This is a genomic window from Rossellomorea marisflavi (assembly GCF_009806575.1).
Lineage (GTDB): Bacteria > Bacillota > Bacilli > Bacillales > Bacillaceae_B > Rossellomorea > Rossellomorea marisflavi_A.
Genome location: NZ_CP047095.1, coordinates 2,845,992 through 2,870,979, shown reverse-complemented (window position 1 = coordinate 2,870,979; position 24,988 = coordinate 2,845,992). Strand labels below are relative to the sequence as shown.

The 24,988-nt window shown below is 47.9% G+C and carries 25 protein-coding genes and 1 pseudogene; 20 read left to right on the top strand and 6 right to left on the bottom strand.

The window, feature by feature from the left end:
• Window positions 1-137 precede the first annotated feature (137 nt).
• A complete protein-coding gene (locus D5E69_RS14990; RefSeq protein ID WP_048006118.1) occupies window positions 138-1,445 on the top strand; it encodes a DEAD/DEAH box helicase in 1,308 nt (435 codons plus the stop codon).
• Window positions 1,446-1,475: 30 nt separating this feature from the next.
• Complete coding sequence (locus D5E69_RS14985) at window positions 1,476-2,369, top strand: deoxyribonuclease IV (protein WP_148795498.1); 894 nt, start codon at window positions 1,476-1,478, stop codon at window positions 2,367-2,369.
• 37 nt (window positions 2,370-2,406) lie between these two features.
• Here D5E69_RS14985 and D5E69_RS14980 read toward each other — a convergent pair whose 3' ends face one another.
• A complete protein-coding gene (locus D5E69_RS14980) occupies window positions 2,407-2,661 on the bottom strand; it encodes a DUF2624 domain-containing protein (RefSeq protein ID WP_048006116.1) in 255 nt (84 codons plus the stop codon).
• 153 nt (window positions 2,662-2,814) lie between these two features.
• On the opposite strand from D5E69_RS14980, the gene D5E69_RS14975 reads away from it, so the two are divergent.
• The 4 genes and pseudogenes from D5E69_RS14975 (at window position 2,815) to D5E69_RS14960 (ending at window position 5,639) form a co-directional block, all read left to right on the top strand.
• The gene (locus tag D5E69_RS14975) at window positions 2,815-3,585 is read left to right on the top strand and encodes a metal ABC transporter ATP-binding protein (protein WP_048006115.1); all 771 of its coding nucleotides are present in this window, start codon (window positions 2,815-2,817) and stop codon (window positions 3,583-3,585) included.
• A 15-nt stretch (window positions 3,586-3,600) separates the two neighbouring features.
• A pseudogene (locus D5E69_RS14970) lies at window positions 3,601-4,457 on the top strand (metal ABC transporter permease).
• Window positions 4,458-4,459: 2 nt separating this feature from the next.
• Entirely contained in the window at window positions 4,460-4,876 is a 417-nt protein-coding gene (locus D5E69_RS14965) for a Fur family transcriptional regulator (protein WP_048006113.1), read from the top strand.
• A gap of 400 nt (window positions 4,877-5,276) precedes the next feature.
• Window positions 5,277-5,639: a DUF1499 domain-containing protein gene (locus tag D5E69_RS14960; RefSeq protein ID WP_159129874.1), complete on the top strand. Its 363-nt coding sequence runs from the start codon at window positions 5,277-5,279 to the stop codon at window positions 5,637-5,639.
• Between the two features lie 36 nt (window positions 5,640-5,675).
• On the opposite strand, the gene D5E69_RS14955 is transcribed toward D5E69_RS14960, so the two are convergent.
• Window positions 5,676-6,236 carry a hypothetical protein gene (locus D5E69_RS14955; RefSeq protein WP_159130369.1) on the bottom strand — a complete coding sequence of 187 codons (561 nt, stop codon included), beginning with the start codon at window positions 6,234-6,236 and terminating at the stop codon, window positions 5,676-5,678.
• 181 nt (window positions 6,237-6,417) lie between these two features.
• Here D5E69_RS14955 and D5E69_RS14950 point away from each other — a divergent pair, with 181 nt between their 5' ends.
• Window positions 6,418-6,804, top strand: a complete 387-nt coding sequence (locus tag D5E69_RS14950; RefSeq protein WP_148795497.1) for a DUF4190 domain-containing protein — start codon at window positions 6,418-6,420, stop codon at window positions 6,802-6,804.
• A 72-nt stretch (window positions 6,805-6,876) separates the two neighbouring features.
• Here the strand turns inward: D5E69_RS14950 and ispG are convergent, their stop codons facing one another.
• Window positions 6,877-7,989 carry a flavodoxin-dependent (E)-4-hydroxy-3-methylbut-2-enyl-diphosphate synthase gene (gene ispG, locus D5E69_RS14945; RefSeq protein WP_048006111.1) on the bottom strand — a complete coding sequence of 371 codons (1,113 nt, stop codon included), beginning with the start codon at window positions 7,987-7,989 and terminating at the stop codon, window positions 6,877-6,879.
• A gap of 104 nt (window positions 7,990-8,093) precedes the next feature.
• Entirely contained in the window at window positions 8,094-8,429 is a 336-nt protein-coding gene (locus D5E69_RS14940; protein ID WP_082824378.1) for a hypothetical protein, read from the bottom strand.
• A gap of 46 nt (window positions 8,430-8,475) precedes the next feature.
• Here D5E69_RS14940 and D5E69_RS14935 point away from each other — a divergent pair, with 46 nt between their 5' ends.
• Complete coding sequence (locus D5E69_RS14935) at window positions 8,476-9,654, top strand: MFS transporter (RefSeq protein ID WP_159129873.1); 1,179 nt, start codon at window positions 8,476-8,478, stop codon at window positions 9,652-9,654.
• A 16-nt stretch (window positions 9,655-9,670) separates the two neighbouring features.
• Here the strand turns inward: D5E69_RS14935 and D5E69_RS14930 are convergent, their stop codons facing one another.
• A complete protein-coding gene (locus D5E69_RS14930; RefSeq protein WP_048006109.1) occupies window positions 9,671-10,435 on the bottom strand; it encodes a DUF1189 domain-containing protein in 765 nt (254 codons plus the stop codon).
• Window positions 10,436-10,702: 267 nt separating this feature from the next.
• Between D5E69_RS14930 and D5E69_RS14925 the strand changes: the two genes are divergently transcribed.
• The 12 genes from D5E69_RS14925 to D5E69_RS14870 all read left to right on the top strand — a co-directional run bounded on the left by D5E69_RS14925 (window position 10,703) and on the right by D5E69_RS14870 (window position 24,577).
• Entirely contained in the window at window positions 10,703-12,331 is a 1,629-nt protein-coding gene (locus tag D5E69_RS14925; RefSeq protein ID WP_048006108.1) for a Na/Pi cotransporter family protein, read from the top strand.
• Window positions 12,332-12,396: 65 nt separating this feature from the next.
• Entirely contained in the window at window positions 12,397-12,876 is a 480-nt protein-coding gene (locus D5E69_RS14920) for a DUF456 domain-containing protein (protein WP_159129872.1), read from the top strand.
• A 172-nt stretch (window positions 12,877-13,048) separates the two neighbouring features.
• Window positions 13,049-13,657, top strand: a complete 609-nt coding sequence (sodA, locus tag D5E69_RS14915; RefSeq protein ID WP_048006106.1) for a superoxide dismutase SodA — start codon at window positions 13,049-13,051, stop codon at window positions 13,655-13,657.
• A 108-nt stretch (window positions 13,658-13,765) separates the two neighbouring features.
• Window positions 13,766-14,980 carry an MFS transporter gene (locus tag D5E69_RS14910; RefSeq protein ID WP_159129871.1) on the top strand — a complete coding sequence of 405 codons (1,215 nt, stop codon included), beginning with the start codon at window positions 13,766-13,768 and terminating at the stop codon, window positions 14,978-14,980.
• 163 nt (window positions 14,981-15,143) lie between these two features.
• Entirely contained in the window at window positions 15,144-17,273 is a 2,130-nt protein-coding gene (locus D5E69_RS14905) for a peptidoglycan D,D-transpeptidase FtsI family protein (RefSeq protein ID WP_249931497.1), read from the top strand.
• Window positions 17,274-17,610: 337 nt separating this feature from the next.
• Entirely contained in the window at window positions 17,611-18,507 is an 897-nt protein-coding gene (locus D5E69_RS14900; protein ID WP_048014687.1) for a phosphate ABC transporter substrate-binding protein, read from the top strand.
• Between the two features lie 128 nt (window positions 18,508-18,635).
• Window positions 18,636-19,499, top strand: a complete 864-nt coding sequence (gene pstC / locus D5E69_RS14895; RefSeq protein WP_370295458.1) for a phosphate ABC transporter permease subunit PstC — start codon at window positions 18,636-18,638, stop codon at window positions 19,497-19,499.
• Window positions 19,499-20,386 carry a phosphate ABC transporter permease PstA gene (gene pstA / locus D5E69_RS14890; protein WP_048006101.1) on the top strand — a complete coding sequence of 296 codons (888 nt, stop codon included), beginning with the start codon at window positions 19,499-19,501 and terminating at the stop codon, window positions 20,384-20,386. The genes pstC and pstA overlap by 1 nt, the downstream gene beginning before the upstream one ends.
• 17 nt (window positions 20,387-20,403) lie before the next feature.
• Window positions 20,404-21,210, top strand: coding sequence for a phosphate ABC transporter ATP-binding protein PstB (gene pstB / locus D5E69_RS14885; RefSeq protein ID WP_048006100.1), 807 nt, complete (start codon window positions 20,404-20,406; stop codon window positions 21,208-21,210).
• Between the two features lie 45 nt (window positions 21,211-21,255).
• Window positions 21,256-22,029, top strand: a complete 774-nt coding sequence (pstB, locus tag D5E69_RS14880) for a phosphate ABC transporter ATP-binding protein PstB (RefSeq protein ID WP_048006099.1) — start codon at window positions 21,256-21,258, stop codon at window positions 22,027-22,029.
• Window positions 22,030-22,065: 36 nt separating this feature from the next.
• Window positions 22,066-22,725, top strand: a complete 660-nt coding sequence (gene phoU / locus D5E69_RS14875) for a phosphate signaling complex protein PhoU (RefSeq protein ID WP_048006098.1) — start codon at window positions 22,066-22,068, stop codon at window positions 22,723-22,725.
• A 157-nt stretch (window positions 22,726-22,882) separates the two neighbouring features.
• Window positions 22,883-24,577 (top strand): methyl-accepting chemotaxis protein, encoded by a 1,695-nt coding sequence (locus D5E69_RS14870; RefSeq protein WP_159129870.1) that lies wholly within the window; start codon window positions 22,883-22,885, stop codon window positions 24,575-24,577.
• A 45-nt stretch (window positions 24,578-24,622) separates the two neighbouring features.
• On the opposite strand, the gene D5E69_RS14865 is transcribed toward D5E69_RS14870, so the two are convergent.
• On the bottom strand, window positions 24,623-24,958 hold the full coding sequence (locus D5E69_RS14865) for a hypothetical protein (protein ID WP_048006096.1): 336 nt from the start codon (window positions 24,956-24,958) through the stop codon (window positions 24,623-24,625).
• Window positions 24,959-24,988: the final 30 nt, after the last annotated feature.

The window sequence follows — 24,988 nt, the reverse complement described above, 5'->3', positions numbered from 1 at the left end:
TCTTGATTTAAATGACAACTGACGTTTTATATAGATCTTCACCCGCTGAACACCGGGTGGACCCTTCAGTATGGGGTGTCCATGCATCACCATGAATTAGGTATAATGAGATGTCGAGATAAAGGAGATGAAGAGACATGACTAAGAACGCCTTTACACAGTATGAATTCAAAACGTTCATTCAGCATGCTATTGAAGAACGGGGTTTTCATGAGCCGACAGAAATCCAGAAAAAGATGATCCCGATGATCTTGAAAGGCCAAAGTGCCATCGGGCAATCCCAGACCGGTACAGGCAAGACCCATTCCTATCTGCTCCCGATCATTGAGAAGATCCATGCAGCTTCCGAGACGGTCCAGGCGGTAATCACTGCGCCTACGAGGGAACTTGCCCAGCAAATCTATCAGGAGATTCTTAAGATCACCAAAGACACTGATATCACATCTCGCTGTTTCATCGGCGGAACGGACAAGCAGCGGACAATCGAAAAACTGAAGAGCCAGCCGCATATCGTCGTAGGTACGCCTGGACGGATCAATGATCTTGTCAAAGAACAGGCTTTGCTGGTTTACACAGCGACCATGCTTGTAATCGATGAAGCCGACTTGATGCTTGATATGGGATTCATCGAAGATGTGGATCAAATCGCAGGCAAAATGCCGGAAAACCTTCAGATGCTCGTATTCTCTGCGACCATCCCAGAGAAGTTGAAGCCTTTCTTGAAGAAGTATATGGAGAATCCTCAGTTCGCCCATGTGGAGCCTGAGCGTCTATCTGCGAAGAACATCGAGCACGTCATCGTCCCGGTGAAAAGCCGTGACAAAATCAACCTGCTTTACAACATCCTGACCGATATCAACCCGTACCTCGGGATCGTGTTCACAAACACGAAATCGAAAGCGGATGAAGTGGCGGATGCCCTGATTGCCAAAGGCTTGAAAGTAGGGAGGATCCACGGTGACCTCTCTCCGCGTGAACGGAAAAAGGTAATGAAGCAGACAAGGAATCTCGAATTCCAATACATCGTGGCGACAGACCTTGCTGCCAGGGGGATCGACATCGAGGGAATCAGCCATATCATCAACTTTGAATTGCCGCAGGACCTTGATTTCTACATCCACAGGACAGGCCGTACGGCTCGTGCCGGCAACAGCGGGATTGCCTTCACCATCTATGAGGCGTCCGATGAAGATGCCATCAACCGACTGGAGAAAAAGGGTATCCACTTTGCCCACAAAGACCTAAAAAAAGGCGACTGGGTCGAGCTCCCTGCGCTGAATAAACGGAAGAACCGCCAGAAAACCAGTGCGGATGAGGCAGACGTAAAAGCCAAATCCATGGTACGGAAGCCGAAAAAGGTGAAACCGGGATACAAAAAGAAAATGAAATACAAAATGGAGCAGATCAAAAAGCGTGAAAGAAGGATCAAAAGCAGGAACAAATAATTTGAAAGCGTCGTAAAGGAGCTGAGACATGTGTTGAAGATCGGATCTCATGTATCAATGAGTGGGAAAAATATGCTGCTGGCTTCGAGTGAGGAAGCCGTTTCATATGGGGCAAATACATTCATGATCTATACGGGTGCACCCCAGAACACAAGAAGAAAGAAGATCGAAGACTTGAATATCGAAGCAGGAAGGGCCCATATGAAAGAGCATGGCATCGAGGATATCGTCGTCCATGCCCCTTATATCATCAATATCGGCAACACCACCAATCCTGCCACATTCGAGCTTGGCGTCAACTTCCTCCGCTCGGAGATCGAACGGACGGAAGCCCTTGGGGCAGGACAAATCGTCCTTCACCCCGGAGCGCATGTCGGTGCCGGAGCCGATAAAGGGATCGAAAAGATCATCGAAGGATTAAACGAAGTCCTTACGAAGGAGCACAAGGTACAGATCGCCCTTGAAACGATGGCAGGGAAGGGCTCGGAATGTGGACGTTCATTCGAGGAGCTCGCTGCCATCATCGATGGCGTCGATCTGAATGACCGTTTGTCGATCTGCTTCGATACGTGTCACACCCATGACGCAGGCTATAACATCGTGGAGGACTTCGACGGGGTGCTGGAAGAATTCGACCGGATCATCGGCATCGACCGTCTCAAGGTCCTGCATGTGAATGATAGCAAAAATCCAACGGGAGCCCGGAAAGACCGCCATGAAAACATCGGATTCGGTCACATCGGATTCGACGCCATCAACCGGATCGTCCATCATCCGCAGCTTGCGGATATCCCGAAGATACTTGAAACCCCATATGTGGGTGAAGACAAGAAAAATAAAAAGGCACCATATAAATTCGAAATCGAGATGCTCCGGAATGGAGAGTTCGACGAAGATGTGCTGAAGAAGATTCTGGAAGCATAAAGGAAAGGAGGCACCCTTTGAGGGGCGCCTCCTTCTTTCATTTCATCAGCTTCAGGAAGAGACCGTTGATCTCTTTTGCCTTTGATGGTCCGATCACCCTAGCCAGCTCTTTCACCAGCTGACTTCGCTTTGCATCATTGAAGATGTCGATATTCTTTCCTTTGACGCTCTTCACGATGCTGTCGGCCTGTGCAGGGGTGAGGGAGACCTGGTACTGACCGGCATACTTCATGAGTTCCCCCTGTGAGATCGTGTTGATCTTATGGTTGATCACATTTTGCAGCAGTTTCATCCTAATCACTCCTCACATGATACATATGACGTGAACGGGGAGAAAGTGACAACGAATTTTCCCGATCCCTCATGGTTTACATTCAATTTCCCTTGTTGTATACTACCCTATGGACATAAATCGTAACGATTCTTAAAAAGAGAGTTGATAACCATGAATGGCGAAACACCAGTCATTAAAATAGAAGATGTAAGCTTCCGGTATGAAAGGGAACGTGTCTTGGAGGAAATCAACCTGACCGTTCCAAAAGGGGCATTCCTGGGCATCGTCGGCCCGAATGGGTCAGGGAAATCCACCCTGTTGAAACTGATGCTCGGTCTCCTCAGGCTGCGGCAGGGAAAGATCGAGTTATTCGGGACGCCCCTTCAGAAATTCAAGGATTGGAGCAGGATCGGGTTTGTATCTCAAAAAGCAAACAGCTTCAATACGGGCTTCCCGGCAACGGTTTTTGAAGTTGTGTCGAGCGGACTGACTAAGAAAGCCGGCCTTTTCCGGAGAATATCCCATCAGCATAAACAAGATGTGCTTGAAGCCATTGAATCGGTCGGCATGGAGGCTTTCACAAGAAGGAACATCGGAGAGCTGTCGGGTGGCCAACAACAAAGGGTATTCATTGCCCGGGCACTTGTATCGAAGCCTGATATCATGATCCTTGATGAACCAACCGTCGGGGTCGATTCGCAAAACGTCCAGACATTTTATGAAATGTTGGAGCGCCTCAATAAAGACCTTGGCATCACGCTGGTTCTGGTCACCCACGATATCGGGACGATCACGAGCAAAGTGACCCATGTGGCCTGTCTAAATAAACAATTGCACTTTCATGGTGATACAGAAGAGTTTGAAAAGCAAAAAGACGATGAGCTTTCCTCTTTCTACGGTCATGACGTCCACGTCTTGAACCATGATCATCAGCATGCATAAGGGGAGAGCGAAACGATGATAGAAGCAATATTTCATTATGAATTTTTACAAAATGCATTTCTGACGGGGATCTTGATCGGAATCATTGCACCGCTCCTGGGGGCCTTCATCGTCGTGAGAAGGCTCTCCCTCATTGCGGATGCCTTGAGTCATGTTACCCTTTCGGGATTGCAGCGAGCCTGTATGTGAGTCAGACGGTCCCTGCACTTGCGACTCTCAACCCGCTGTACTTCGGTATGGTGTTCTCGGTACTGGGATCGGTGTTCATCGAGAGGCTGAGGACGCTCTACAAGCATTATCAGGAACTGGCCATCCCCATCATCCTCTCAGGGGGAGTAGGGATCGGCGCGATCTTCATTTCACTGGCCGATGGCTTTAACACGGATCTATTCAGCTATCTATTCGGAAGCGTAAGTGCAGTGAGCAGGGGGGACCTGTACCTGATCGGTGCCATCAGCGTGGTGGTGATCACGGTCATCTTCCTCCTTTACAAGGAGCTCTTCCTCCTTTCGTTCGATGAAGAGCATGCGAAGGCTTCAGGCATCCCTGCAAAGGCCATCCATTTCATCTTCATGATCATGGTTGCCCTTGTGATTGCCGCCTCCATGAGGATCGTCGGCATACTCCTCGTGTCTTCCTTGATGACACTGCCCGTCGCCGCAAGTATCCGGGTGGCAAAAGGATTCAAACAAACCATCGGTTTTGCAGTGTTGTTTGGTGAGATATCTGTTATTGTAGGATTAGTAAGTGCCTTCTATTTAAACCTAGCGCCAGGCGGAACGATCGTGGTGACCGCCATCATCATCTTGATGATGACGATCCTCATCAAGAAGGTACGTTCGAATAAACCTTCGAAAGTAGAGGTGCATTGAGAATGAATGTATCACAAGCATTGGAGTTATTGAAGGAAGAAGGATATAAGCATACGGGGAAAAGGGAGCAGCTCCTGGAACTTTTCTCGTCTTCCAATAAATATTTGACGGCACGGGATGTCCTTGAACACATGAAAGGCGATTATCCTGGTTTGAGTTTTGATACAATCTACCGGAATCTCAGTTTGTTCGTAGACCTCGGTATCCTTGAGGAAACGGACCTGTCCGGTGAGCGGCATTTCCGGTTCACGTGTGCGGCCAACCACCATCATCATCATTTCATCTGCATGGACTGCGGCAAGACCAAAGAAATCCACAGCTGCCCGATGGAAGTCCTAAAGGAAGATCTATCAGAAACGGGCTATGATATTTCAGGGCATAAGTTCGAGATTTACGGGAAATGCCCTCAGTGCCAATGAGGTTGGGACAAAATAAAAAGGTACCATGTAATAACGAACACGATCCGTGTAGGTTCTTTATACCGCTCATGATTTCCGTGCAAGACTCCGCTTTCCGCGGGTAGTCCGTGAGCCTCTTAGGCAAGCCTGCGGGATCTCGCATCAGCTACTCTACCGCCAGGAGCCTACGTCTTGCACTCCCGCTGGAAACTAAATGCAGTAAACAAATTAAAACCCGAATCCATTTGTATCATCGCAGGCAAATGGATTCGGGTTTTACTATGACTAAAACACGTTTGTCTCAGCTTCTCTTTATACTCTTCCGGGTGGGTGCGGCAGGTTAAACACGGGGGAGCTTCGTTTAAAAAAGGGAGAATGGGGAAAATAATGAGCGAATTCAAAAAACAGGGAGCGATCTGCTGTGGAAAAAGTACCGTTCAATCATTGTCCATCCAATAAGAAGAATTGCGTGAGCACCATAGACCTTACCTCCTATCATCGTATTTCACCCATTCCCATCGATGAAGATCCAACAAGGGTGAAGGAAAAGATCCATGTGGCCCTTGCCCACTTTGATCAAACCGAGGTGAAGGAGGAAACCCCAAAATACATCCATGCCGTATTCAGTACAAAGTTCTTAAAGTTCAAGGATGATGTGGAGTTTTATATTGATGAATACAATCATCTCCTGCACATCAGATCGGCTTCCCGGCTGGGCTACTACGATTTCAAGGCAAACAGGAAGAGGATCGACCGATTCAAGCATTTGTTCCACTCGTTATAAGGAGTAAAAAAGCGGCCAGATGGCCGCTTTTTTACATCATTTCAACCAATTCTTCACCCACGCTGCTGCTTCTTCCCAATCGTTCACCCGGATGACACCTTCAGGAATCGGATCCTGGTTGTATGGGGTGTTGAAGAGAAGGACGGGAATCTTCAGCGCTTCATGGATCGCGACGGCATTGTCGTGCTTATCTTCGAAGAATAAATCGACATCGTATTTTTTCGCCGTCGATACTTTATCGTGCGATCCGATCAGTTCGATGTGATGGTAGGTCAGATCGCATTCAGAGAACCAATTCTTGGTTACCTGGAGAAGATCCGATCTTCTCGCGCTGATGAAGAATAATTCATGGGATTCCTTCCACAGATCCAGTACCTCTTTGGCCCCGTCTGCAAGGGGAGAGTCCTTGTAGATGATGGGCTCAGCGTCTTTGAACCATGCCCCGAATTCAGCAGGGGAGATATTGAGGACTTCCGTCAGTTCATACTGGGTGATGTCATCAAGTGTCAATGCCAACTTGAAGTGGTCATTTATATGAGGCAGGAGGGAGGCGGGGGACGTAACCGTACCGTCTATATCGATTCCAAAGCGTTTCATTTTTATCAGGCTCCTCTGTATCAAAACTCCTTCAAGTTTATCATAATCCGCCCTTGCCTGTAAGCGAATTTTCATTTTCCTTCCACCCCTCGTACATAAATAGCAAACATTAGCATAGTAAAAAAACGCTCGTAACGAACACTAAGAAGGCTCCCATACTCAGAAAGTGAGGGATTGCAGTATGAATGAAGAAGAGAAGCATGAGCTAATGAAGATTGATCGTGAAGAAGAAATCGGCTTTCACGACACTCGGGCGACAAATCTTGTAACAGAAGATTATCGTGAAGAAACAGCGACTGAGATTGCTGCTCCACTTTCCATCCGTGACGTAGATGCTTATGAACGTGATGAAGTAGAGGAGCGATCCACTTCTGGAAGTGTAATGGGGTATTCGGCACTTGCCCTTTCCATCCTATCGTTGTTCATCCTCCCGGTCATCCTTGGGGCGGTTGGCATCGTATTGGGATTCGTGGCAAGGCGACGAGGCGCAGAAACGCTTGGAGCGTGGGCGATCGGAGTCGGAGCCGTTTCCCTGATCATCGGGATATTCGTACTGCCGTTCTTTTAACATGATCTTGGAAGTGGGAGCATTTCAAGATGCAAAAAAAGAGGACTGATGAAAATCAGTCCTCTTTCTCGTTTATACTTCCAGCTGTTTCTTTTCCTCTTCCTGTTTGGCAAAGTACTCTTCGGCAATTTTGTCGATTTCCTTTTTCAACTCTTCGACCATGGTTTCCTCAGGAACTTTCCGTACCGTTTTTCCTTTTCGGAATAGGAGTCCTTCACCACGGGCTCCTGCGATACCGATATCAGCTTCCCTTGCTTCCCCTGGACCGTTCACTGCACATCCGAGGACGGCCACTTTGATCGGAGCCTTGATGGTCGAGATATACTCTTCCACTTCATTGGCAATCGAGATCAGGTCGATTTCGATACGACCGCATGTAGGGCATGAAATCAAGGTCGCGGCGTTGGCTGCAAGACCGAATGATTTCAACAGTTCGCGTGCGACTTTTACTTCCTCGACAGGATCCGCACTTAGTGAGATCCTCACGGTATTACCGATACCGAGGCTTAGGATGGCACCCAGACCTGCGGCACTCTTTACAGTACCGGCAAACAGTGTGCCTGACTCGGTGATTCCGAGGTGAAGCGGATAGTCAAAGGCTTTGGCTGCTTTTGTATAGGCTTCGATCGCCAGGTTCACATCAGATGCCTTCATGGAAACGATGATATCGTGGAAGTCAAGGTCTTCAAGGATCTTGATGTGATGCAGGGCGCTTTCCACCATGCCGTCCGCTGTCGGATAGCCGTACTTATCAAGGATCTTCCGCTCAAGGCTTCCGGCATTGACACCGATACGGATCGGAATGCCTTTTGCTTTGGCTGCTTTGACGACAGCTTCGACTTTTTCACGGCGTCCGATGTTCCCAGGATTGATCCTGATTTTGTCAGCTCCACCCTCGATGGCTTTAAGTGCAAGCTTGTAATCGAAGTGGATATCGACGACAAGGGGGATGTTGATTTGTTTTTTAATATCCGCAATGGCTTCTGCTGCGCGTTCGTCAGGGCATGCGACGCGGACGATCTGGCATCCTGCTTCTTCCAGGCGGTGGATTTCTGCTACTGTTGCTTCAACATCATGTGTTTTGGTGGTGGTCATGCTCTGGATAACCACTTCATTATTTCCGCCGATTGTCAGATTCCCGACTTTGACGGGGCGTGTTTTTGTGCGATGTATGATTTCACTCACGTGTGATTCGCTCCTTTAAAAAGCTTATTCAGCTATTCATAATACGAAATTATTGTAACAGTGTTTGCACGGTATTGACAAGAAATAGGTGTCAAAAAGCATATTCAAGAGGGGTATTTCGGGAACTTATAGGTTTTTCCCGCCTGGATCTCCGAAGCACCGATACCGTTCAGCTCTTCAAAGTCTCGGATCACCTGGTCGACAGAAACGGGCAGGGGACCGTCAACCGCTTCCTTAACTAGACTCAACACGGTATCGCCTGTGGAAACCTTTGTTTCAACATAGGGCACCTCCCTGACGGCGGGGGTGACGGGTGCTTCCGTTGTAGCCGCAGTCTCCGCTGATTCTTCATGTAATAAGGTTAATGTTCCTTTATTCAAGTCATAATACACACTGTATAACAGAATGATCACACCTACAAAAACCGCGAGCCTCTTCACGATCAACATTCCTCCTGGTTTTGTTCGTTTGGAAAAGGAGTTTCTTATGATGAAAATGACACGTCTGGAGTTTGTCCTACTATTACTTCCACTGTTGATGGTGCTTGGAAACTCCATGCTCATTCCGATCCTGCCTGAGATTGAAGCATCACTCGGTCTGGAGGGAGCGTGGAGTGGATTTATTTTAAGTGCCTTCACGATTCCCGCAGCCATTGTCATTCCGGCGGTCGGAGTCCTGTCCGACCGGTTCGGCAGAAGCTTCATGGTGAAGTGGTCCCTTTATCTGATGATTCTTGGGAGCTTGATTTGTGTAATGAGCGGCGGGGGCTCAGGACTTTTATTCATGACGGGGCGGGTGATCCAGGGGCTGGGCGCCGCGGGCACCACTCCTCTCGCCATGGCCCTTGCAGGGGACCTGTTCGGCGGGGAGAAGCGGACGGGTGTGCTGGCCGCCCTTGAGGTGTCCAACGGGGCCGGCAAGGTGCTTGCCCCCATACTAGGTGCCACCTTGGCATTCCTGCTCCCTTGGAATCATTCTTTCTGGGTGTATATCCTGGTAAGCTTCATCATCCTTGCCGGTCTGCGAAAAGAGCTTTCAGTAGAGAAAAGAAAATCCGGTTCCTTCCGTGGCACCGGTCGTTATATGCGGGATATTCAAATCATATTCAAGAAGAAATGGATGTTGTTGGTTCCTCTATATGCGGTGGGCGGGACAGGTCTTTTTGTATTATTCGGCATCCTTTACTTCCTTTCCTACCATATTGAAAATACTTTTCACATCGATGGTTTTTTCAAGGGGTTAGCCTTTCTTTTTCCCCTGGGTGCCATGGTGGTGACTTCCTATTGGTGCGGGAAGCGTCTGAAGGAAGGGAATGGAGGTCTGTACATGGGAACGGGGGTGGTCCTTATGGTGGCGGCATCAGGGGGCTTGTTCTTCTGGGATTCCCTGAGTGGCCTCATGTTCCTTCTAACAGTCTGTTTCGGCGGTCTTGGGCTCTTACTGCCTGTCATTAACTCCGAAGTAACAGGAGCAGTAGGGGAGGAAGAGAGGGGACTTGTGGTCAGTTTATACGGGACGAGTCGATTTGCAGGTGTCGCCCTTGGGCCGATTGCATATGGAAGGTGGAAGGAGGATGTTACCAGTATGTATGGGTGGACATTTGCATTCGTCGTAGCTCTGGCTCTGACGTATATGTACTTTCTAAAAGAAAAGAGCGCCCAGTGATGGGCGCCCGGGAAGGTCAGGCCTTCCGCTGCGGTATTTCTTTTACTGAAAGGTAGATGATGACGGTGATAACAAACCAATCGACGAACGGTGCTGCCGGAACCGGGGTCTTCAACAGTTCCATGATGGCGAAGAACAGGGTCGAGAGGGTAGCGGCATATGCTGTGATGCGGAAGCCTTGGCGATAATTGACCCGCTTTTGCATGGCCGTTGCAAAGGCCGTTGCGATGAGAGCAAAAATCATGATCTTCAAGAACATCACGGCAGAACTGAACAGATAGACGCTGATCATGGCCACTGGAAGGAAGATCCATTTCAGGCTATCCATCATGTTGACCGTAGATAGTGCCTGGTCCTTGGTGATATCTTCGGCACCGATCATGGAGTAGCTCCACTCGACGCTTCCCATGAGATTCACCACGATGGAGTCTTTCAGAAAAGCGATGGATTTTTCTTCTTCTTCCATATCCTTGGCCTCGGTATCGCCGGTACTATCGAATACGATGGTCATGTCCGGTTTTTCAATAATGATAGGTTCCTTTGATTCGGATTCCAGTTTCCCATCCTTGATGGTGAATGAAGGGATGTTATGTTCAAGGGCATCCTGCACGTCATTGATGGCATCCGTGGAAAACGAAGTCAGTTCGATCACCCGAGGGATGACCGACAAGAAAGATAGTAGGAATATGTATAAAATGGTCTTTCCGATCCCCTGAAAGCGGAATGCGGCTATATGTTTTGGGGAATGAATACTTTTTATCAGCTGTTTGAAAATATTCAAAGCCTCAACTCCTTTCTCGGCATATCTCCTCTATTTTAATCGTAACCATAAGCCCGTTACAAGTTGGAATCGGACAACTTTATGAACATTCACCACGATGAGAGGAAGGGATGGGGTTGTTTGTAATCATACTGTAACAAAAGGGTCATATTATTAATCTATTGTAAATTCGGACCTTAAACTATTTACCTGTTCTTTAAAATAATTTATAAAGGTGATGGGGTTTTTGTAAATCAGTGTCGAAATTAACGCTTAGGGGTTGAAGGAATGGAATTGAATTGGCAAGAAATGTTGTTTCAGTTTATAGGTGGACTTGGGATCTTCCTATTCGGAATAAAATACATGGGGGACGGACTTCAAAAGTCCGCCGGGGACCGATTGAGGGAAATCCTTGATAAGTTCACGACGAACCCATTCATGGGCGTCCTGGCGGGAATCTTTGTCACCGTCCTGATTCAATCGAGCAGTGGGACGACCGTCATCGTCGTAGGACTGGTAAGCGCAGGATTCATGACGCTCAGACAGGCCATCGGTGTCGTCATGGGGGCGAATATCGGGACGACGGTCACGGCCTTCATCATCGGGATCGATATCGGAGAGTACGCGCTGCCGATCATCGCCCTGGGAGCAATCCTTCTGTTCTTCTTTAAAAACAAAAAAATTCAGAACATCGGTCAGATGGTCTTCGGATTCGGAGGACTCTTCTACGGTCTTGAATTGATGAGCGGAGGAATGAAGCCGCTGCGTGACCTGCAATCATTCCATGAGCTCACAGTCAGCCTGAGTGACAATCCGATCCTCGGTGTCGTCGTCGGTACGGTATTCACCCTGATCGTCCAAAGTTCTTCAGCAACGATCGGGATCCTTCAGGAACTGTACGGCTCCGGTCTGCTCGATCTTGATGCAGCCCTTCCTGTCCTGTTCGGGGACAATATCGGTACGACGATCACAGCGGTCCTTGCAGCACTTGGAGCCAGTGTAGCGGCAAGAAGGACTGCAGCCGTGCACGTGCTCTTCAACCTGATCGGTACGACGATCTTCCTGATCATCCTGCCGTTGTTCACAAAGGTCATTATGTTCATGCAATCATCATTGAATCTAAACGAGCCGATGACGATCGCATTCGCACATGGTACATTCAATGTCACCAATACCATCATTCAATTCCCGTTCATTGCGGTGCTTGCCTATATCGTGACGAAGCTGATTCCTGGTAAAGATGCGATCATCGATTATAACGCTCAGCATCTTGATCCTGTTTTCATCCAGCAGTCACCAGCCATTGCCATCGGCCAGGCCAAAGAAGAAGTCTTGCGGATGGGTCAATTTGCCGTGAAGGGTCTGGAAGAGACGAACGAATTTCTGAAAACGAAGAATACAAAGAACTCTGAGACTGCTTACCAGATCGAGGGTGCTATCAACAACTTGGATAAAAAGATCACGGATTATCTCGTCGACCTTTCTTCTGCATCCCTGTCTGAAGTGGAATCAGAGCGCCATTCGATCCTGATGGATACCGTCAGGGACATCGAGCGGATCGGGGACCATTTTGAAAACATCGTGGAGCTGGTGGAATACCAGCAGGCCAATAAAGTGAAGATTTCCGAGGAAGCGATGAATGACCTTGAGGAAATGTTCGGTCTTACGATTTCTACTGTCAGCCAGTCCATTGAGGCGTTGGATGTGAATTCCTTGGATATGGCACGTGAAGTCATCGAGAAGGAAGACCGTATCGACAAGATGGAGCGTAAGCTGAGGAAGCAGCATATCCTGCGCATGAATGAAGGCAAATGTACGGGTCAGTCCGGCATCGTGTTCGTGGATATCATCAGCAATCTCGAGCGCATCGGTGATCATGCCGTCAATATTGCTGAAGCTGTGCTAGAATTAAAATAATGCAGAACAAAAGGGGACCTCGTTTGAAGGTCCCCTTTTTAACGAATACGAATGGAGATGGTTATATGGACGTGTTGTATTGGATCTTGATCATTGCGGCATTTGTAGTCGCATTTGCGGGATTGATCTACCCGATCATTCCCGGTGTGTTATTTTTGCTTCTCGGGTATATCCTTTATGGATTGTTCTTTTCATTCGAGCCGATGAACTGGTTGTTCTGGACCATCCAGATCCTGTTCGTGATCCTTCTGTTCGGAGCCGATTATGTCACGAATCTCATCGGCGTCAAGAAATTTGGCGGATCCAAGGCAGGCGTATGGGGAAGTACGATCGGACTTCTTGCCGGGCCATTCATCATCCCGGTCCTAGGAATCATCATCGGCCCGTTCATCGGGGCGATCCTCGGTGAGTGGCTCGTCAAGCGGACGTCATTCACACAGGCCGTAAAGGTGGGGATCGGTTCCGTGATCGGTTTTATCTCGAGCGTAATCACAAAAGGTCTGATTCAGGGGGCCATGCTGGTCTATTTCTTCTGGGTGATCTGAACAATCCCGGGATGCGGAGGATTAAGATAGGGAAGAATGGGTATTTTAAAGGAGTATCAATCACAGAGGACGAAGCAAATCAGTTGAACCTGCTGTGGAGATTTGGTAATCTTAAACTGAAACAGGCCGGAACTAGAAGTCCGGACAAACTTACATAGGGAGGAATTTAATCATGGCTTACGAATTACCACAACTGCCTTACGCGTATGACGCATTGGAACCTCATATCGACAAGGAAACAATGAACATCCACCATACGAAGCACCACAACACATATGTAACAAAATTGAATGATGCCCTTCAAGGTCACGACGACCTTCTCAGCAAATCTGTCGAGGAGCTTGTAGCGAATCTTGATGCCGTTCCTGAAGGTGCACGTACTGCTGTGCGCAACAACGGTGGCGGTCATGCCAACCACTCTCTATTCTGGACGCTTCTTTCACCGAATGGTGGAGGCACTCCATCAGGCGAACTGGCTGATGCCATCACATCTAAATTCGGTAGCTTCGACAAATTCAAAGAAGAATTCGCTGCAGCAGCTGCAGGTCGCTTCGGTTCAGGCTGGGCTTGGCTTGTTGTGAACAACGGTGAATTGGAAGTAACTAGCACACCAAATCAGGACTCTCCTCTAATGGAAGGCAAAACGCCTGTCCTTGGACTTGATGTTTGGGAGCATGCATACTACCTCAACTACCAAAACCGTCGTCCTGACTACATTTCAGCTTTCTGGAACGTTGTCAACTGGGATGAAGTGGCTAAGCTTTACAGCGCTGCTAAATAATTTCATGATGTCTAGAAGGGGGTTCCCGTTACCGGGAGCCCCCTTTTTTCCTGCATAACTTCCCTTCCTTATTCAAAGAATAGGGGTACATCAAAGGGGAGTTTTGCTATGAGCTATAAACGATTTTTAGGTGATATCGATTTAACGAAAGAATTGACGCTGCTCTTGTTGATCGGCGGCATGTACTCATTGAGCATTGCCTTGTCGAATACGTTCGTCAATATTTATTTATGGAAACAATCGGGTCAATTTGTCGACCTAGGGATCTACAATCTGACCGTCGTCATCCTGCAGCCATTGACATTCATCCTGGCAGGGAGATGGGCCAAGAAGGTCGATCGCGTAATCGTTCTTCGAATCGGCGTCATCTTCCTTGCGCTTTTCTATATATCAGTCCTTTCATTCGGTTCCCTGGCCGAGCATTATCTTGTTATCCTGGGCGCACTGCTCGGAATCGGGTATGGGTTTTACTGGCTTGCCTTCAATGTGCTCACATTCGAGATCACCGAGCCTGAGACGAGGGACTTCTTTAATGGATTCCTCGGGATCCTGACTTCTGCAGGCGGAATCATCGGACCGATGCTTGCTGGATTTATCATTTCCCGTTTCGAATCGTTCAAGGGCTACACCATCGTCTTCGGACTTTCCCTGTTCTTGTTCGCAGTGGCAGTTGTGCTGAGCTTCTTCCTGAAAAGGAGACCAGCAGACGGACAGTATCTGTTCTGGAGGATCTTTCAGGAGAGGGGCAATGACCCGAACTGGCGTCGGATCACAAATGCCCATTTCTTTCAGGGGATCCGTGAAGGGACATTCATATTTGCCGTATCGGTCTTCGTATACATCAGTACGGGAAGTGAATTCGCACTCGGGACATTCGGTCTGGTAAACTCCGGCATCGCCTTCATCAGCTACTATATCGCCTCGAGGGTCATTAAAAAGGAATTCAGGAAAAGAGCGATATTGCTCGGCGGCATCCTTCTCTATCTCGCTGTTTTCTTGATCGTCTTTGACATGACGTACACCCGCCTCCTGATTTACGCTGGATTGATCGCCGTTGCCTATCCCATTCTTCTGGTGCCCTATATCTCCATGACCTATGACGTCATCGGGACCGGCTGGAAGGCGGCCGAAATGCGGATTGAGTACATCGTCGTCCGCGAGCTTTTCCTGAATGGAGGAAGGATCGTATCGGTCCTCGCATTCATTGCGGCTGTGACCCTTTTCGACCAGGATGTAGGCATCCCGGTCCTCCTCTTACTGCTTGGTGCGGGGCACAGTTTGATTTACTTTTTCATCCGGAAGATTCAATTCCAACAGTCCTAGCCAAATTCCTCAAATGGAGGGAAAATATCCCTCCCTTTAGTTACAGCTAGAAACTCAGCCGCTTTTTTTATACACTATACATAGATAGAATTTTTACATAGAGGAAGGGTTGGAAGGATTGAAAAGGAGTAAAAGGAAAAAGAAAACGCACGTCCCCATTCGGATGAATATGCTGTTTTTTGCTGTTTTTCTGCTGTTCTCCATGCTGGTGCTGCGGTTGGGCGTCGTCCAGATCGTAAATGGGGAAAGTTATAAGAGTGAAGTGGAACGGACCGAGGATGTGGTCGTGAATACCGGTGTTCCTCGTGGGAAGATTTATGATCGATACGGTAACGTCATCGTGGATAATGTCCCGTTGAATGCCATCACATATACCCGGACGAATACAACGACGACGGAGGAAATGATCGATGTCGCCACCAAGCTTTCAGAGTTTATTGACAAAGACCCGGAAAGCGTGACGGTCCGGGATAAAAAAGACTATTGGATCATCAAGAATAGCGATGAAGCAGATAAATTGGTTACCTCATCTGAAATCAAGAAACTCCAGGCTGACGAAGAACTTTCGGAAGATGACGTAAATGCCAAGGTATACCAGATGAGGCTCGACCGCATCTCGGACAACATGCTTGAGTCCCTATCGAAAAAGGATCTTGAGATCATTGCGATCTACCGTGAGTTTGCCGGTGGCTACGCATTGAATCCGCAAATCGTGAAAAATGAAGATGTGACCCCAGATGAGTTTGCCAAGGTGAGTGAGCACCTGAACGAACTGCCGGGGGTGAATACAACGACGGACTGGAAGCGGTCCTATGTATTCGATGATACGCTGAGGACGATCCTTGGAAACGTATCCTCTGCAAGGGAAGGTCTTCCGAAAAATCTTGTCGATGCGTATCTTGCTGAAGGATACAACCGGAACGACCGGGTAGGGAAAAGCTACTTGGAGCTTCAATATGAAGACCTGCTCCAAGGTCAAAAAGAGCAGATGAAGAACATCACGAAAAACGGAAGCGTCATTGAATCCCTTCTTGTCCAGGAAGGACAGCGTGGGAAAGATGTTGTCCTCACCATCGACATGGAGCTTCAGCGTGAAGTGGAGAAAATCATTGAAGATGAGCTTTCGAAACAAATACAGGACCGGGGGGCATCCCCGAACCTTGACCGTGCCTATGTGGTCATGATCAATCCGAATACGGGAGAGATCCTTTCCATGGCAGGGAAGCAATATATGAAGAATGAAGAGACCGGCAAATACGAAATGAGGGATGCTGCTCTCGGCACCTTTACCTCTTCCTATGAGGTCGGTTCCGTTGTGAAAGGGGCTACGATCCTGACGGGGTATATGACGGGGAATCTGACCCCGGGCGAAACCTTGATCGATGAACCCCTTAAAATCAAAGGTACGCCTCCGAAATCATCCTGGTTCAATAAGTATGGCCAGATGCCGATCACGGATCTGTTCGCTTTGGAAAAGTCATCAAACTCTTATATGTGGAAAGTCGCCCTTCGGATTGCAGGGGGACGATATGTACCGAATCAGCCGATCGTGAATAATCCGGAAGCATTCGATACCTTCCGCACGCATTTCGCCCAATTCGGCCTAGGTGTACCGACGGGCATCGACCTTCCTGGTGAATCACCTGGACTGAAAGGAACGGCTACCGATCCCGGGTTCCTGCTTGACTACGCCATCGGGCAGTTCGATACCTACACGACCATGCAGCTCGCTCAGTATGTATCGACAATCGCCAATGACGGGTACAGGATTCAGCCTCATATGATGAAGGAAATCCGGGAGCCGACCAATGATAAGAAGAGTCTCGGTTCCGTCCTGTTTGAAGACGAGACAAAGGTACTGAACAGAATCGACGCAACACGGGATCAGATCGAACATGTACAAAAAGGGTTCTACCGGGTCTATCACAACCCTGATGGTACGGCCTATAATGAGTTCAAAGACGCTCCCTATAATGCGGCAGGTAAATCAGGTACAGCCGAAACATATGTAGACGGCAAGCTGAATTACAATACGACGATCATCGGCTACGCGCCGTTTGACAACCCGGAAGTGGCGTATGCAACCGTCGTCCCATCTTCCCACATCCAAGCTAGTGGGGTGAGCGATCCCTATACAAACAAAAAGATCGCCAAACGGGTCATGGATAAATATTTCGAGTTGAAGAAAGAACGGGCGAAGACCGCAGGAGATACAAATACCGTGGACAAAAAAGTCGAGAATGCAAAAGATGCTGAAAAGCAACAGGAAAAGATAAGGGAAGAAAGCAACTGATCCTTAGAGGGTGGAGAAATCCACCCTCTTTTTTGTTTTTTTTCAATGCTTCGAGTCGCGCAGAAAAGGAACGAATGCAAGGCGGAGGATAGGAGACCCTACAAGGTAATAGGGACTATGCAATGGGGAGGAATGAGGTGATATTCCTAGGAAAAAATATCCTCCAGCAGGAATGTGGGAGAGCACTCTCTCCGATCAAGGCAAGCTCCGATGCTTATTAAATCAAGAACATACACGATTTACAAAAGCTTTACAATCGATTAAAACCCCATTAACACTTATCCCTTAATCTAATTCATGTAGGACAAAACAACCAATATTCTAGGGGAATCAACGAATGAAGAACTTCAAGAAAGTAGGACTGCTTACAGTACTAGCAGCAGCTGTCACATTCTCGGCGGCGTGCGGAAATGGAAGCAGCACCGACGAAGGAAAAAGTGATGAAAAAGCATCAGGTTCCATCGTCATTTCAGGTTCTTCTGCCATGCAACCACTAGTTGCAGCAGCAGCTGAAGAATTCATGGCTGAAAATCCAGAAGCCGATATCCAAGTGAATGCCGGTGGTTCTGGAACAGGACTATCCCAGGTAGCAGAAGGTTCAGTCCAAATCGGTAACTCCGATGTGTTCGCCGAAGAAAAAGAAGGAATTCCAGCTGACGAGCTTGTTGATCATAAAGTCGCTGTAGTTGGAATGACGGCTGCGGTGAATCCGAACGTTGGAGTCAAAGACATTTCCAAAGAAGACTTGAAGAAAGTATTCACGGGAGAAATCAAGAACTGGAAAGAACTTGGCGGTAAAGATCAGAAGATCACCCTCGTCAACCGTCCTGATTCTTCAGGTACCCGTGCCACTTTTGTAAAATATGCACTTGATGGAGAAAACCCTGCTGAAGGAATCACAGAGGACTCCACAAATACCGTCAAGAAAATCATCAGTGAGACGGACGGAGCCATCGGTTACATGGCATTCTCTTACTTCACGGATGACAAGGTACAAGCACTTTCAGTAGATGGTGTTGAACCGACTGATGAAAACGTACAAAAAGGCGACTTCCCGATCTGGGCTTACGAGCATTCGTATACGAAGGGTGAGCCTGATGGTCTGGCCAAAACATTCCTTGATTATATGATGAGCGAAGATGTCCAAGGCGGACTAGTGAAGGATCAAGGGTATATCTCCTCTGCTGACATGAAAGTGGAACGCGATGCAGAAGGGAAAATCACCAAGAAGTAATGCATGAAACTGATAGGGTAAATGCATAGGCATTTACCCTATTATCTCGTAACTAGGGGTGTTTAACGATGATGTCAGAAAAGCAACTACCGGCCTCCAAAAGGCTACTGAAGAATAACCGATCTTGGATGAGCGGGGAATTCAAAGGGAAATTTCTTGTCACACTCAGTGCCGTCATCATGATTGTGGCGACAATATCCATCACGATTTTCTTAACCACAAAAGGGTTGCAATCATTCATAAAAAATGGTGTAAGCCCCATTGAGTTCTTAACCAGTACAAAATGGAATCCCACAGGGGAAAACCCCTTATACGGTGCTTTTCCGTTCATATTTGGATCATTCGCTGTCACGATCTTGGCCGCCATTGTGGCCGCTCCACTCGGAATTGGCGCCGCCATCTTCATGACGGATATTGCCCCATCATGGGGCCGCAAGATCATGCAGCCGATCGTGGAACTCCTCGTCGGGATTCCTTCCGTCGTTTATGGATTTATAGGGCTTACAGTATTGGTCCCATTCATCAGGGGAACCTTCTCCGGCATGGGATTCTCATTATTGGCAGGGACCATCGTCCTTGCCGTCATGATCCTGCCTACGATTACGACTATCGCAACAGATGCCATGAGTTCACTGCCCAAAAACCTTCGTGAAGGTTCATATGCCCTCGGTGCGACACGCTGGCAGACGATCAGGAAGGTCTTGATCCCTGCTGCGTTACCGACGCTTTTGACGGCGGTGGTCCTGGGGATGGCCAGGGCATTCGGTGAAGCCCTTGCTGTGCAGATGGTCATCGGTAATACACGTGATCTTCCATCCAGCCTTCTGGATGCCTCTGCGACATTGACGACGATCATTACGCTGAATATGGGACATACCACTTACGGAAGCGTAGAGAACAATACGCTGTGGTCCATGGGACTTATCCTTCTGATCATGTCCTTCCTATTTATCCTATTGATCCGTTATCTCTCATCTAGGAGGAAAATCTAATGAACAGCAAACGAGCAGATAAACTGGCAACCGGCGTATTCGTCGGAATCGCAACACTCATCATTGCACTGCTGGTTGCCCTATTCGCCTATATCCTTGTCAAAGGAGTACCGTATATTACATGGGATTTCCTGACGACTCCATCCAGTACAGTTCGTGAAGGGAGCGGAATACGCGACCAGCTATTCAACTCCGTTTACATCCTGTTCATCACGATGTTGATCACCGTCCCACTCGGAGTAGGCGGTGGGATCTACATGGCTGAATATGCAAAACCGGGTAAGATCACCAACACCATCCGTTCATGTATTGAAGTACTTGCATCGCTCCCATCCATCGTCATCGGTATGTTCGGTCTATTGGTTTTCGTGAACATCACCGGATGGGGTTACACCATCATCGGGGGTGCCCTGGCTCTGACCGTTTTCAACCTGCCTGTCATGGTCAGGGTGAGCGAGGATGCCATCCGTGGCGTTCCGCGTGAACTGAAAGAAGCAAGCCTGGCACTCGGCATCACCAACTGGCATACGATCAAGACTGTCATGATCCCCGGCGCTTTCCCATCGATCCTGACAGGTGCCATCCTGGCATCGGGACGCGTATTCGGTGAAGCGGCAGCCCTGTTATTTACAGCCGGATTGTCGACACCGCGACTGAATTATGGAGACTTGAATCCACTGTCCCCTACTTCGCCCCTGAATGTTTTCAGACCGGCTGAAACACTTGCCGTCCACATCTGGTCCATCAATACACAGGGAATCATTCCTGACGTAGCAGAGAAAGCAGCAGGCGCATCGGCAGTCCTGATCATTGTCGTTCTGATCTTCAATCTGGGTGCAAGGATTCTTGGAAGCTATATTCATAAAAAAATTACGGCGACTAAATAAGTGAAGGTGGGATTGATATGACGATTGAAATGCAAACTAGACCCGTTGAAAAAACCTTCAACCCTGGAAATGATACGATCCTGGACGTGCAAAATCTTGACTTTTTCTACGGTGACAACCATGCCGTCAAGGACATCAACATGAAAATCGAGAAAAACGCTGTCACGGCACTGATTGGACCTTCTGGATGCGGGAAATCGACATTTTTGCGCACCATCAACAGAATGAACGATCTTGTCCCGATTGCAAGGGCGGAAGGCAAAATCATGTATGAAGATGTCAACCTGCTTGATAAGAATATTGACGTCGTAGCCCTTCGCAAAGAAATCGGTATGGTATTCCAGAAGCCGAATCCATTCAATAAATCGATTTATGAAAACATTACCCACGGCCTGACTTTCTCAGGCATCAAGAAAAAAGCTGTACTGGAGGAAATCGTAGAGGAAAGCTTGACCAAAGCCGCTCTCTGGGATGAAGTAAAGGACCGCCTTCATACATCGGCACACGCTCTTTCGGGAGGACAGCAACAACGTCTCTGTATCGCGAGGACCATCGCCATGAAACCGACTGTCATGCTTTTAGATGAACCATGCTCGGCCCTTGATCCGATCTCAAACGCCAAGATCGAAGAATTGATTGCCGACTTGAAGAAGGATTATTCCATCGTAATCGTCACCCATAACATGGGGCAGGCGTCACGTGTGTCGGACAAAACAGCATTCTTCTACAATGGAGACCTGATCGAATTCGATCAAACCGAGAAGATTTTCACCAATCCTTCAGAGAAAAGGACGGAAGAATACATTTCCGGTCGTTTCAGTTAAGGGACGAGAGATCCAAAAGAATTAAACTGGATGGAGGGGTTTCATATGGCTTTAGCAACAGCTGCCAAGACGGCATTTGACATCAACGATCTGAACCTGTGGTACGGGAAGAATCACGCACTGAAAAATATCACCTTCCCGATTTATGATAATGATGTAACAGCGATCATCGGACCGTCGGGGTGTGGGAAATCGACGTTCATTAAAACGTTGAATCTGATGAATCAGTCGGTCCCGGGCATTAAGATGTCTGGGGAGATCAATTACGACGGTGTGAACATCCTGTCAGACAAAGTCGACCTTGTCGACCTTCGCAAAAAGGTGGGGATGGTCTTCCAGAAAGGGAATCCATTTCCTCAAAGCATCTATAACAACATCACCTTCGGCCCTAAGGTCCACGGTGTGAAAAAGAAAGCGGAGCTTGATGAAATTGTGGAAACGACGTTGAAAAGTGTCGCACTCTGGGATGAAGTAAAGGATCGGTTGGATGCTCCGGCCATGGGGCTATCGGGTGGTCAACAGCAAAGGCTCTGCATCGCAAGGGCGCTTGCGACAAAACCTGAGATCCTGCTCATGGATGAACCGACTTCGGCCCTCGATCCCATTTCCACTGTCAAGATCGAGGAGCTCATATCCGAACTCAAGAAGAAATACACCATTGTCATCGTCACCCACAACATGCAACAGGCTGCCAGGGTGTCTGATAAGACAGCGTTCTTCCTTCTTGGAGACCTCATTGAACTCGATGAGACGGATAAGATATTCTCCAATCCCGAAGATAAACGTACCGAGGATTATGTTTCAGGGCGATTTGGATAAGCGTGATATCAATCTGACTAAAGAGGTGTTCCGTAGATGGTAAGCAGAAGCAATTTCGATTTGAATCTTAAGGAATTAAAGGATAAATTATTCGCCATGGCTGCTGAGGCAAGCCAGTCCCTTCATGCGTCAATCGAAGCATTGAAAACGCAGGATATCGAAAAGGCTAAGGAAATCATCGCGCACGATAAAGAAATCAACCGCATGGATAACAGCATCAATCAGCAAGCCATCCTCCTGATTGCCAAAGAGTCACCGGTGGCAACTGATCTGAGGAAAATCATCTCTGCACTGAGGATTTCATCTGAGATTGAACGCATCGGTGACTTGGCTACGAATATTGCCAAATCGACCCTCCATATCGGTGATCAAAAATTGATCAAACCTATAGAGGAAATCCCGAAAATGCTTGGGATCGCGGAAGAAATGCTGGAAGGGGCGCTCGAAGCGTTCCGTGAAGAAGATGCAGCATTGGCGAAAAAAGTGGCTGACCGAGATGATCAGGTGGATGAGATGTATGGAAAGCTTGTAGCCGAGCTCATGACGTATATTCCAAATTACCCAAATGAGATCAGCCAGATCACTCAGCTGGCCTTCACCTGCCGTTATATTGAACGGGTGGGGGACCATGTGACGAATATTTGTGAAAATGTCATTTTCCTCGTAACCGGGGAGCGTTTTGACCTCAATAATTGATGAGAAATCCGGACTGAAAGGTCTGGATTTTTTTTTGTAAAGCAAGCGTAAAGATAAAGTTAACTTTGCTTCAAAGCTATGGCATTAATGGGATATTTGACCCATAGTGGAAGGGGGGACCAGAAAAGAAGGAGGACCAGATAACCAGATGACCGTTATGAAACCAAAACATTCAATCATGCGCAAGCTTTTCATCGCCTTGTTGGCAAACACCCTATTATTCCTGCTGTGTGTGGGAGGCAGTCTCGTGACCATCCATAAAATCCATGGAGACCTCCTTTTTGTAAAAGAGAAGGGACAGCGTTCTGTCGAAGTGACGGATCTCTCGAGAATTGTGAACGAGAAAGATATCCGGATTGCGGATTATATCACCTTCATGAAGGAGGAAGACCTCAAGGAGTATCGCAGGTTACGGAATCAACTTCAAACGCAGACTACGGAATGGAACCTGGCATCGGTTGATGAAGAGACAAAAAAAGCCATGGAAACGTTCATTGAAAATAATAAGGCGATCGATGAGACGTTTTCAAAAGAAATTGCCCCGGCCGTCGTCCGGCTGGATGAGGGTATTTATACCGACGCGAGAGAAAGGATATCGGGGCTGAGGCAAGAAAACAACCTGATCCTTGAAACGTTAAGAAATCAGACTTCCAGTGAACAGGAAGTGATCGTGAAAAAGGCAGAGCGCTCCATTGCCCTTAGCCAGACACTGACGGTGGGAATGATCATCCTCACAACCGTATTGAGCTATTGGATCATACATAGAACCGGATCGAGAATGAAGCGTGACATCGATGAACTATTGGATATCACCCGATCGGTGGCAGCAGGAAATCTTACAAAAAACCTGTCCTCTTCTAAAGGCAGGGATGAAATCCACCTTCTCGGTGATTCAATCAGCAAGATGGTACAGGAATTGAAGGGGCTTGTGCAAGGAATCGAACGGGGAGCGGGGAATGTCCAGAAAAATAGTCAAAAGATGGTGGGCCTGGCTGATAGCCTCAAGGAATCTAGCATGGGGGTGTCTGTCCACATGAAAGGACTGACGGCCGGATCAACCCAACAAGCCGCTTCGACATCCGATCTTTCCAGTCATTACCGGACATTCAGCAGCAGAATGGGACAGGTGGCAGAAGAATTCAACTCGTTGAAGACTAAATCCTTGACGATTCAAACGATAACGGGCAAGTCTGGCCACTCCATGATGAAAAATGCTGAACAGATGGAAAAAGTGTATGTGAAAATAGGCGAGACAACGGACCTGATGAAAGAACTGCAGTTACGGATGGACTCGATCAGCCGTCTCACTCACTTTATAAAGGAAATAGCCACCCAGACGGACATCCTTTCTTTAAACGCGTCCATAGAAGCAGCGAGGGTGGGTGAGTCAGGACGGGGGTTCCAAGTAGTAGCGGGAGAAATACGTCAGCTCTCTCATCACATACATGAATCGTTGTCAGAGATGGATAGGGATATCAAGGGCGTCCGTCACATCACGCATCATGTATCGGCAAGTTTAGATGGAGGCTTTGAAGAAGTGGGCATTGCAAAGAACCTGACCGAGCAAGTGGGTCAGGATGCTGAGAGGGTCACGGCACTTGTAACCGAAATGGGGGCGGGAATTGGGGAAATCTCTGCGGGGATGAAACTGTTGAATGAATACAGGGATGAGATGTCCATATCTGTGTCCATGCTTTCAGAACTCTGCCATACATTCGATGAAGGTGCGAGAGACACCCACTCTTCCATACAGGTGCAGCATAATCTGATCGATACCATGTATGATCAATCGGACCGGGTGAACGAGGAGGCGGTGTTCCTCCAGAGGCTTGTGGACCGTTTTCAGGTGTGAATCGAAAGGGGAGACGGGACATTAGGCCCGGTCTCCCCTTTTTAATCAGGAAATCCCTTGTATGATGGAACGGACATCTTCTTTTGACAGGTCGGAAAGAGAGCCGATCTTCTCAGGGGGCACCCCCTGTTTATAAAGGGATATGACCTGGTTGCGAATAATTTCATTAATGGCTTTTTTAGGACGTGGTACCGGGCTTCCCATCATCAACTCTTCTTCCAGCACTTTGATTCTCTTTTTTAATTTTAATTGTTCCTGATACATATTGATCGAGAGTTCTTCGACACTCTTTTCGACAGCGTTCAAAGGATCCTTTTGTAGGAAGGAAGCGAGGAAGAGTAGAAGGGATACACCCCATATACCAAGTAAAACATACAACATATTCATCACCTCTTATGCGTAACTCTCTCT

Bases quoted from the DNA above. Each gene is read 5' to 3' on its own strand.
- D5E69_RS14990 (WP_048006118.1), top strand. From the start codon at position 138: ATGACTAAGAACGCCTTTACACAGTATGAATTCAAAACGTTCATTCAG.
- D5E69_RS14980 (WP_048006116.1), bottom strand. From the start codon at position 2,661: ATGAAACTGCTGCAAAATGTGATCAACCATAAGATCAACACGATCTCA.
- D5E69_RS14975 (WP_048006115.1), top strand. From the start codon at position 2,815: ATGAATGGCGAAACACCAGTCATTAAAATAGAAGATGTAAGCTTCCGG.
- D5E69_RS14965 (WP_048006113.1), top strand. From the start codon at position 4,460: ATGAATGTATCACAAGCATTGGAGTTATTGAAGGAAGAAGGATATAAG.
- D5E69_RS14955 (WP_159130369.1), bottom strand. From the start codon at position 6,236: ATGAAACGCTTTGGAATCGATATAGACGGTACGGTTACGTCCCCCGCC.
- D5E69_RS14950 (WP_148795497.1), top strand. From the start codon at position 6,418: ATGAATGAAGAAGAGAAGCATGAGCTAATGAAGATTGATCGTGAAGAA.
- D5E69_RS14935 (WP_159129873.1), top strand. From the start codon at position 8,476: ATGATGAAAATGACACGTCTGGAGTTTGTCCTACTATTACTTCCACTG.
- D5E69_RS14925 (WP_048006108.1), top strand. From the start codon at position 10,703: ATGGAATTGAATTGGCAAGAAATGTTGTTTCAGTTTATAGGTGGACTT.
- D5E69_RS14920 (WP_159129872.1), top strand. From the start codon at position 12,397: ATGGACGTGTTGTATTGGATCTTGATCATTGCGGCATTTGTAGTCGCA.
- sodA (WP_048006106.1), top strand. From the start codon at position 13,049: ATGGCTTACGAATTACCACAACTGCCTTACGCGTATGACGCATTGGAA.
- D5E69_RS14910 (WP_159129871.1), top strand. From the start codon at position 13,766: ATGAGCTATAAACGATTTTTAGGTGATATCGATTTAACGAAAGAATTG.
- D5E69_RS14905 (WP_249931497.1), top strand. From the start codon at position 15,144: ATGAATATGCTGTTTTTTGCTGTTTTTCTGCTGTTCTCCATGCTGGTG.
- D5E69_RS14900 (WP_048014687.1), top strand. From the start codon at position 17,611: ATGAAGAACTTCAAGAAAGTAGGACTGCTTACAGTACTAGCAGCAGCT.
- pstC (WP_370295458.1), top strand. From the start codon at position 18,636: ATGAGCGGGGAATTCAAAGGGAAATTTCTTGTCACACTCAGTGCCGTC.
- pstA (WP_048006101.1), top strand. From the start codon at position 19,499: ATGAACAGCAAACGAGCAGATAAACTGGCAACCGGCGTATTCGTCGGA.
- pstB (WP_048006100.1), top strand. From the start codon at position 20,404: ATGACGATTGAAATGCAAACTAGACCCGTTGAAAAAACCTTCAACCCT.
- pstB (WP_048006099.1), top strand. From the start codon at position 21,256: ATGGCTTTAGCAACAGCTGCCAAGACGGCATTTGACATCAACGATCTG.
- phoU (WP_048006098.1), top strand. From the start codon at position 22,066: ATGGTAAGCAGAAGCAATTTCGATTTGAATCTTAAGGAATTAAAGGAT.
- D5E69_RS14870 (WP_159129870.1), top strand. From the start codon at position 22,883: ATGAAACCAAAACATTCAATCATGCGCAAGCTTTTCATCGCCTTGTTG.
- D5E69_RS14865 (WP_048006096.1), bottom strand. From the start codon at position 24,958: ATGTTGTATGTTTTACTTGGTATATGGGGTGTATCCCTTCTACTCTTC.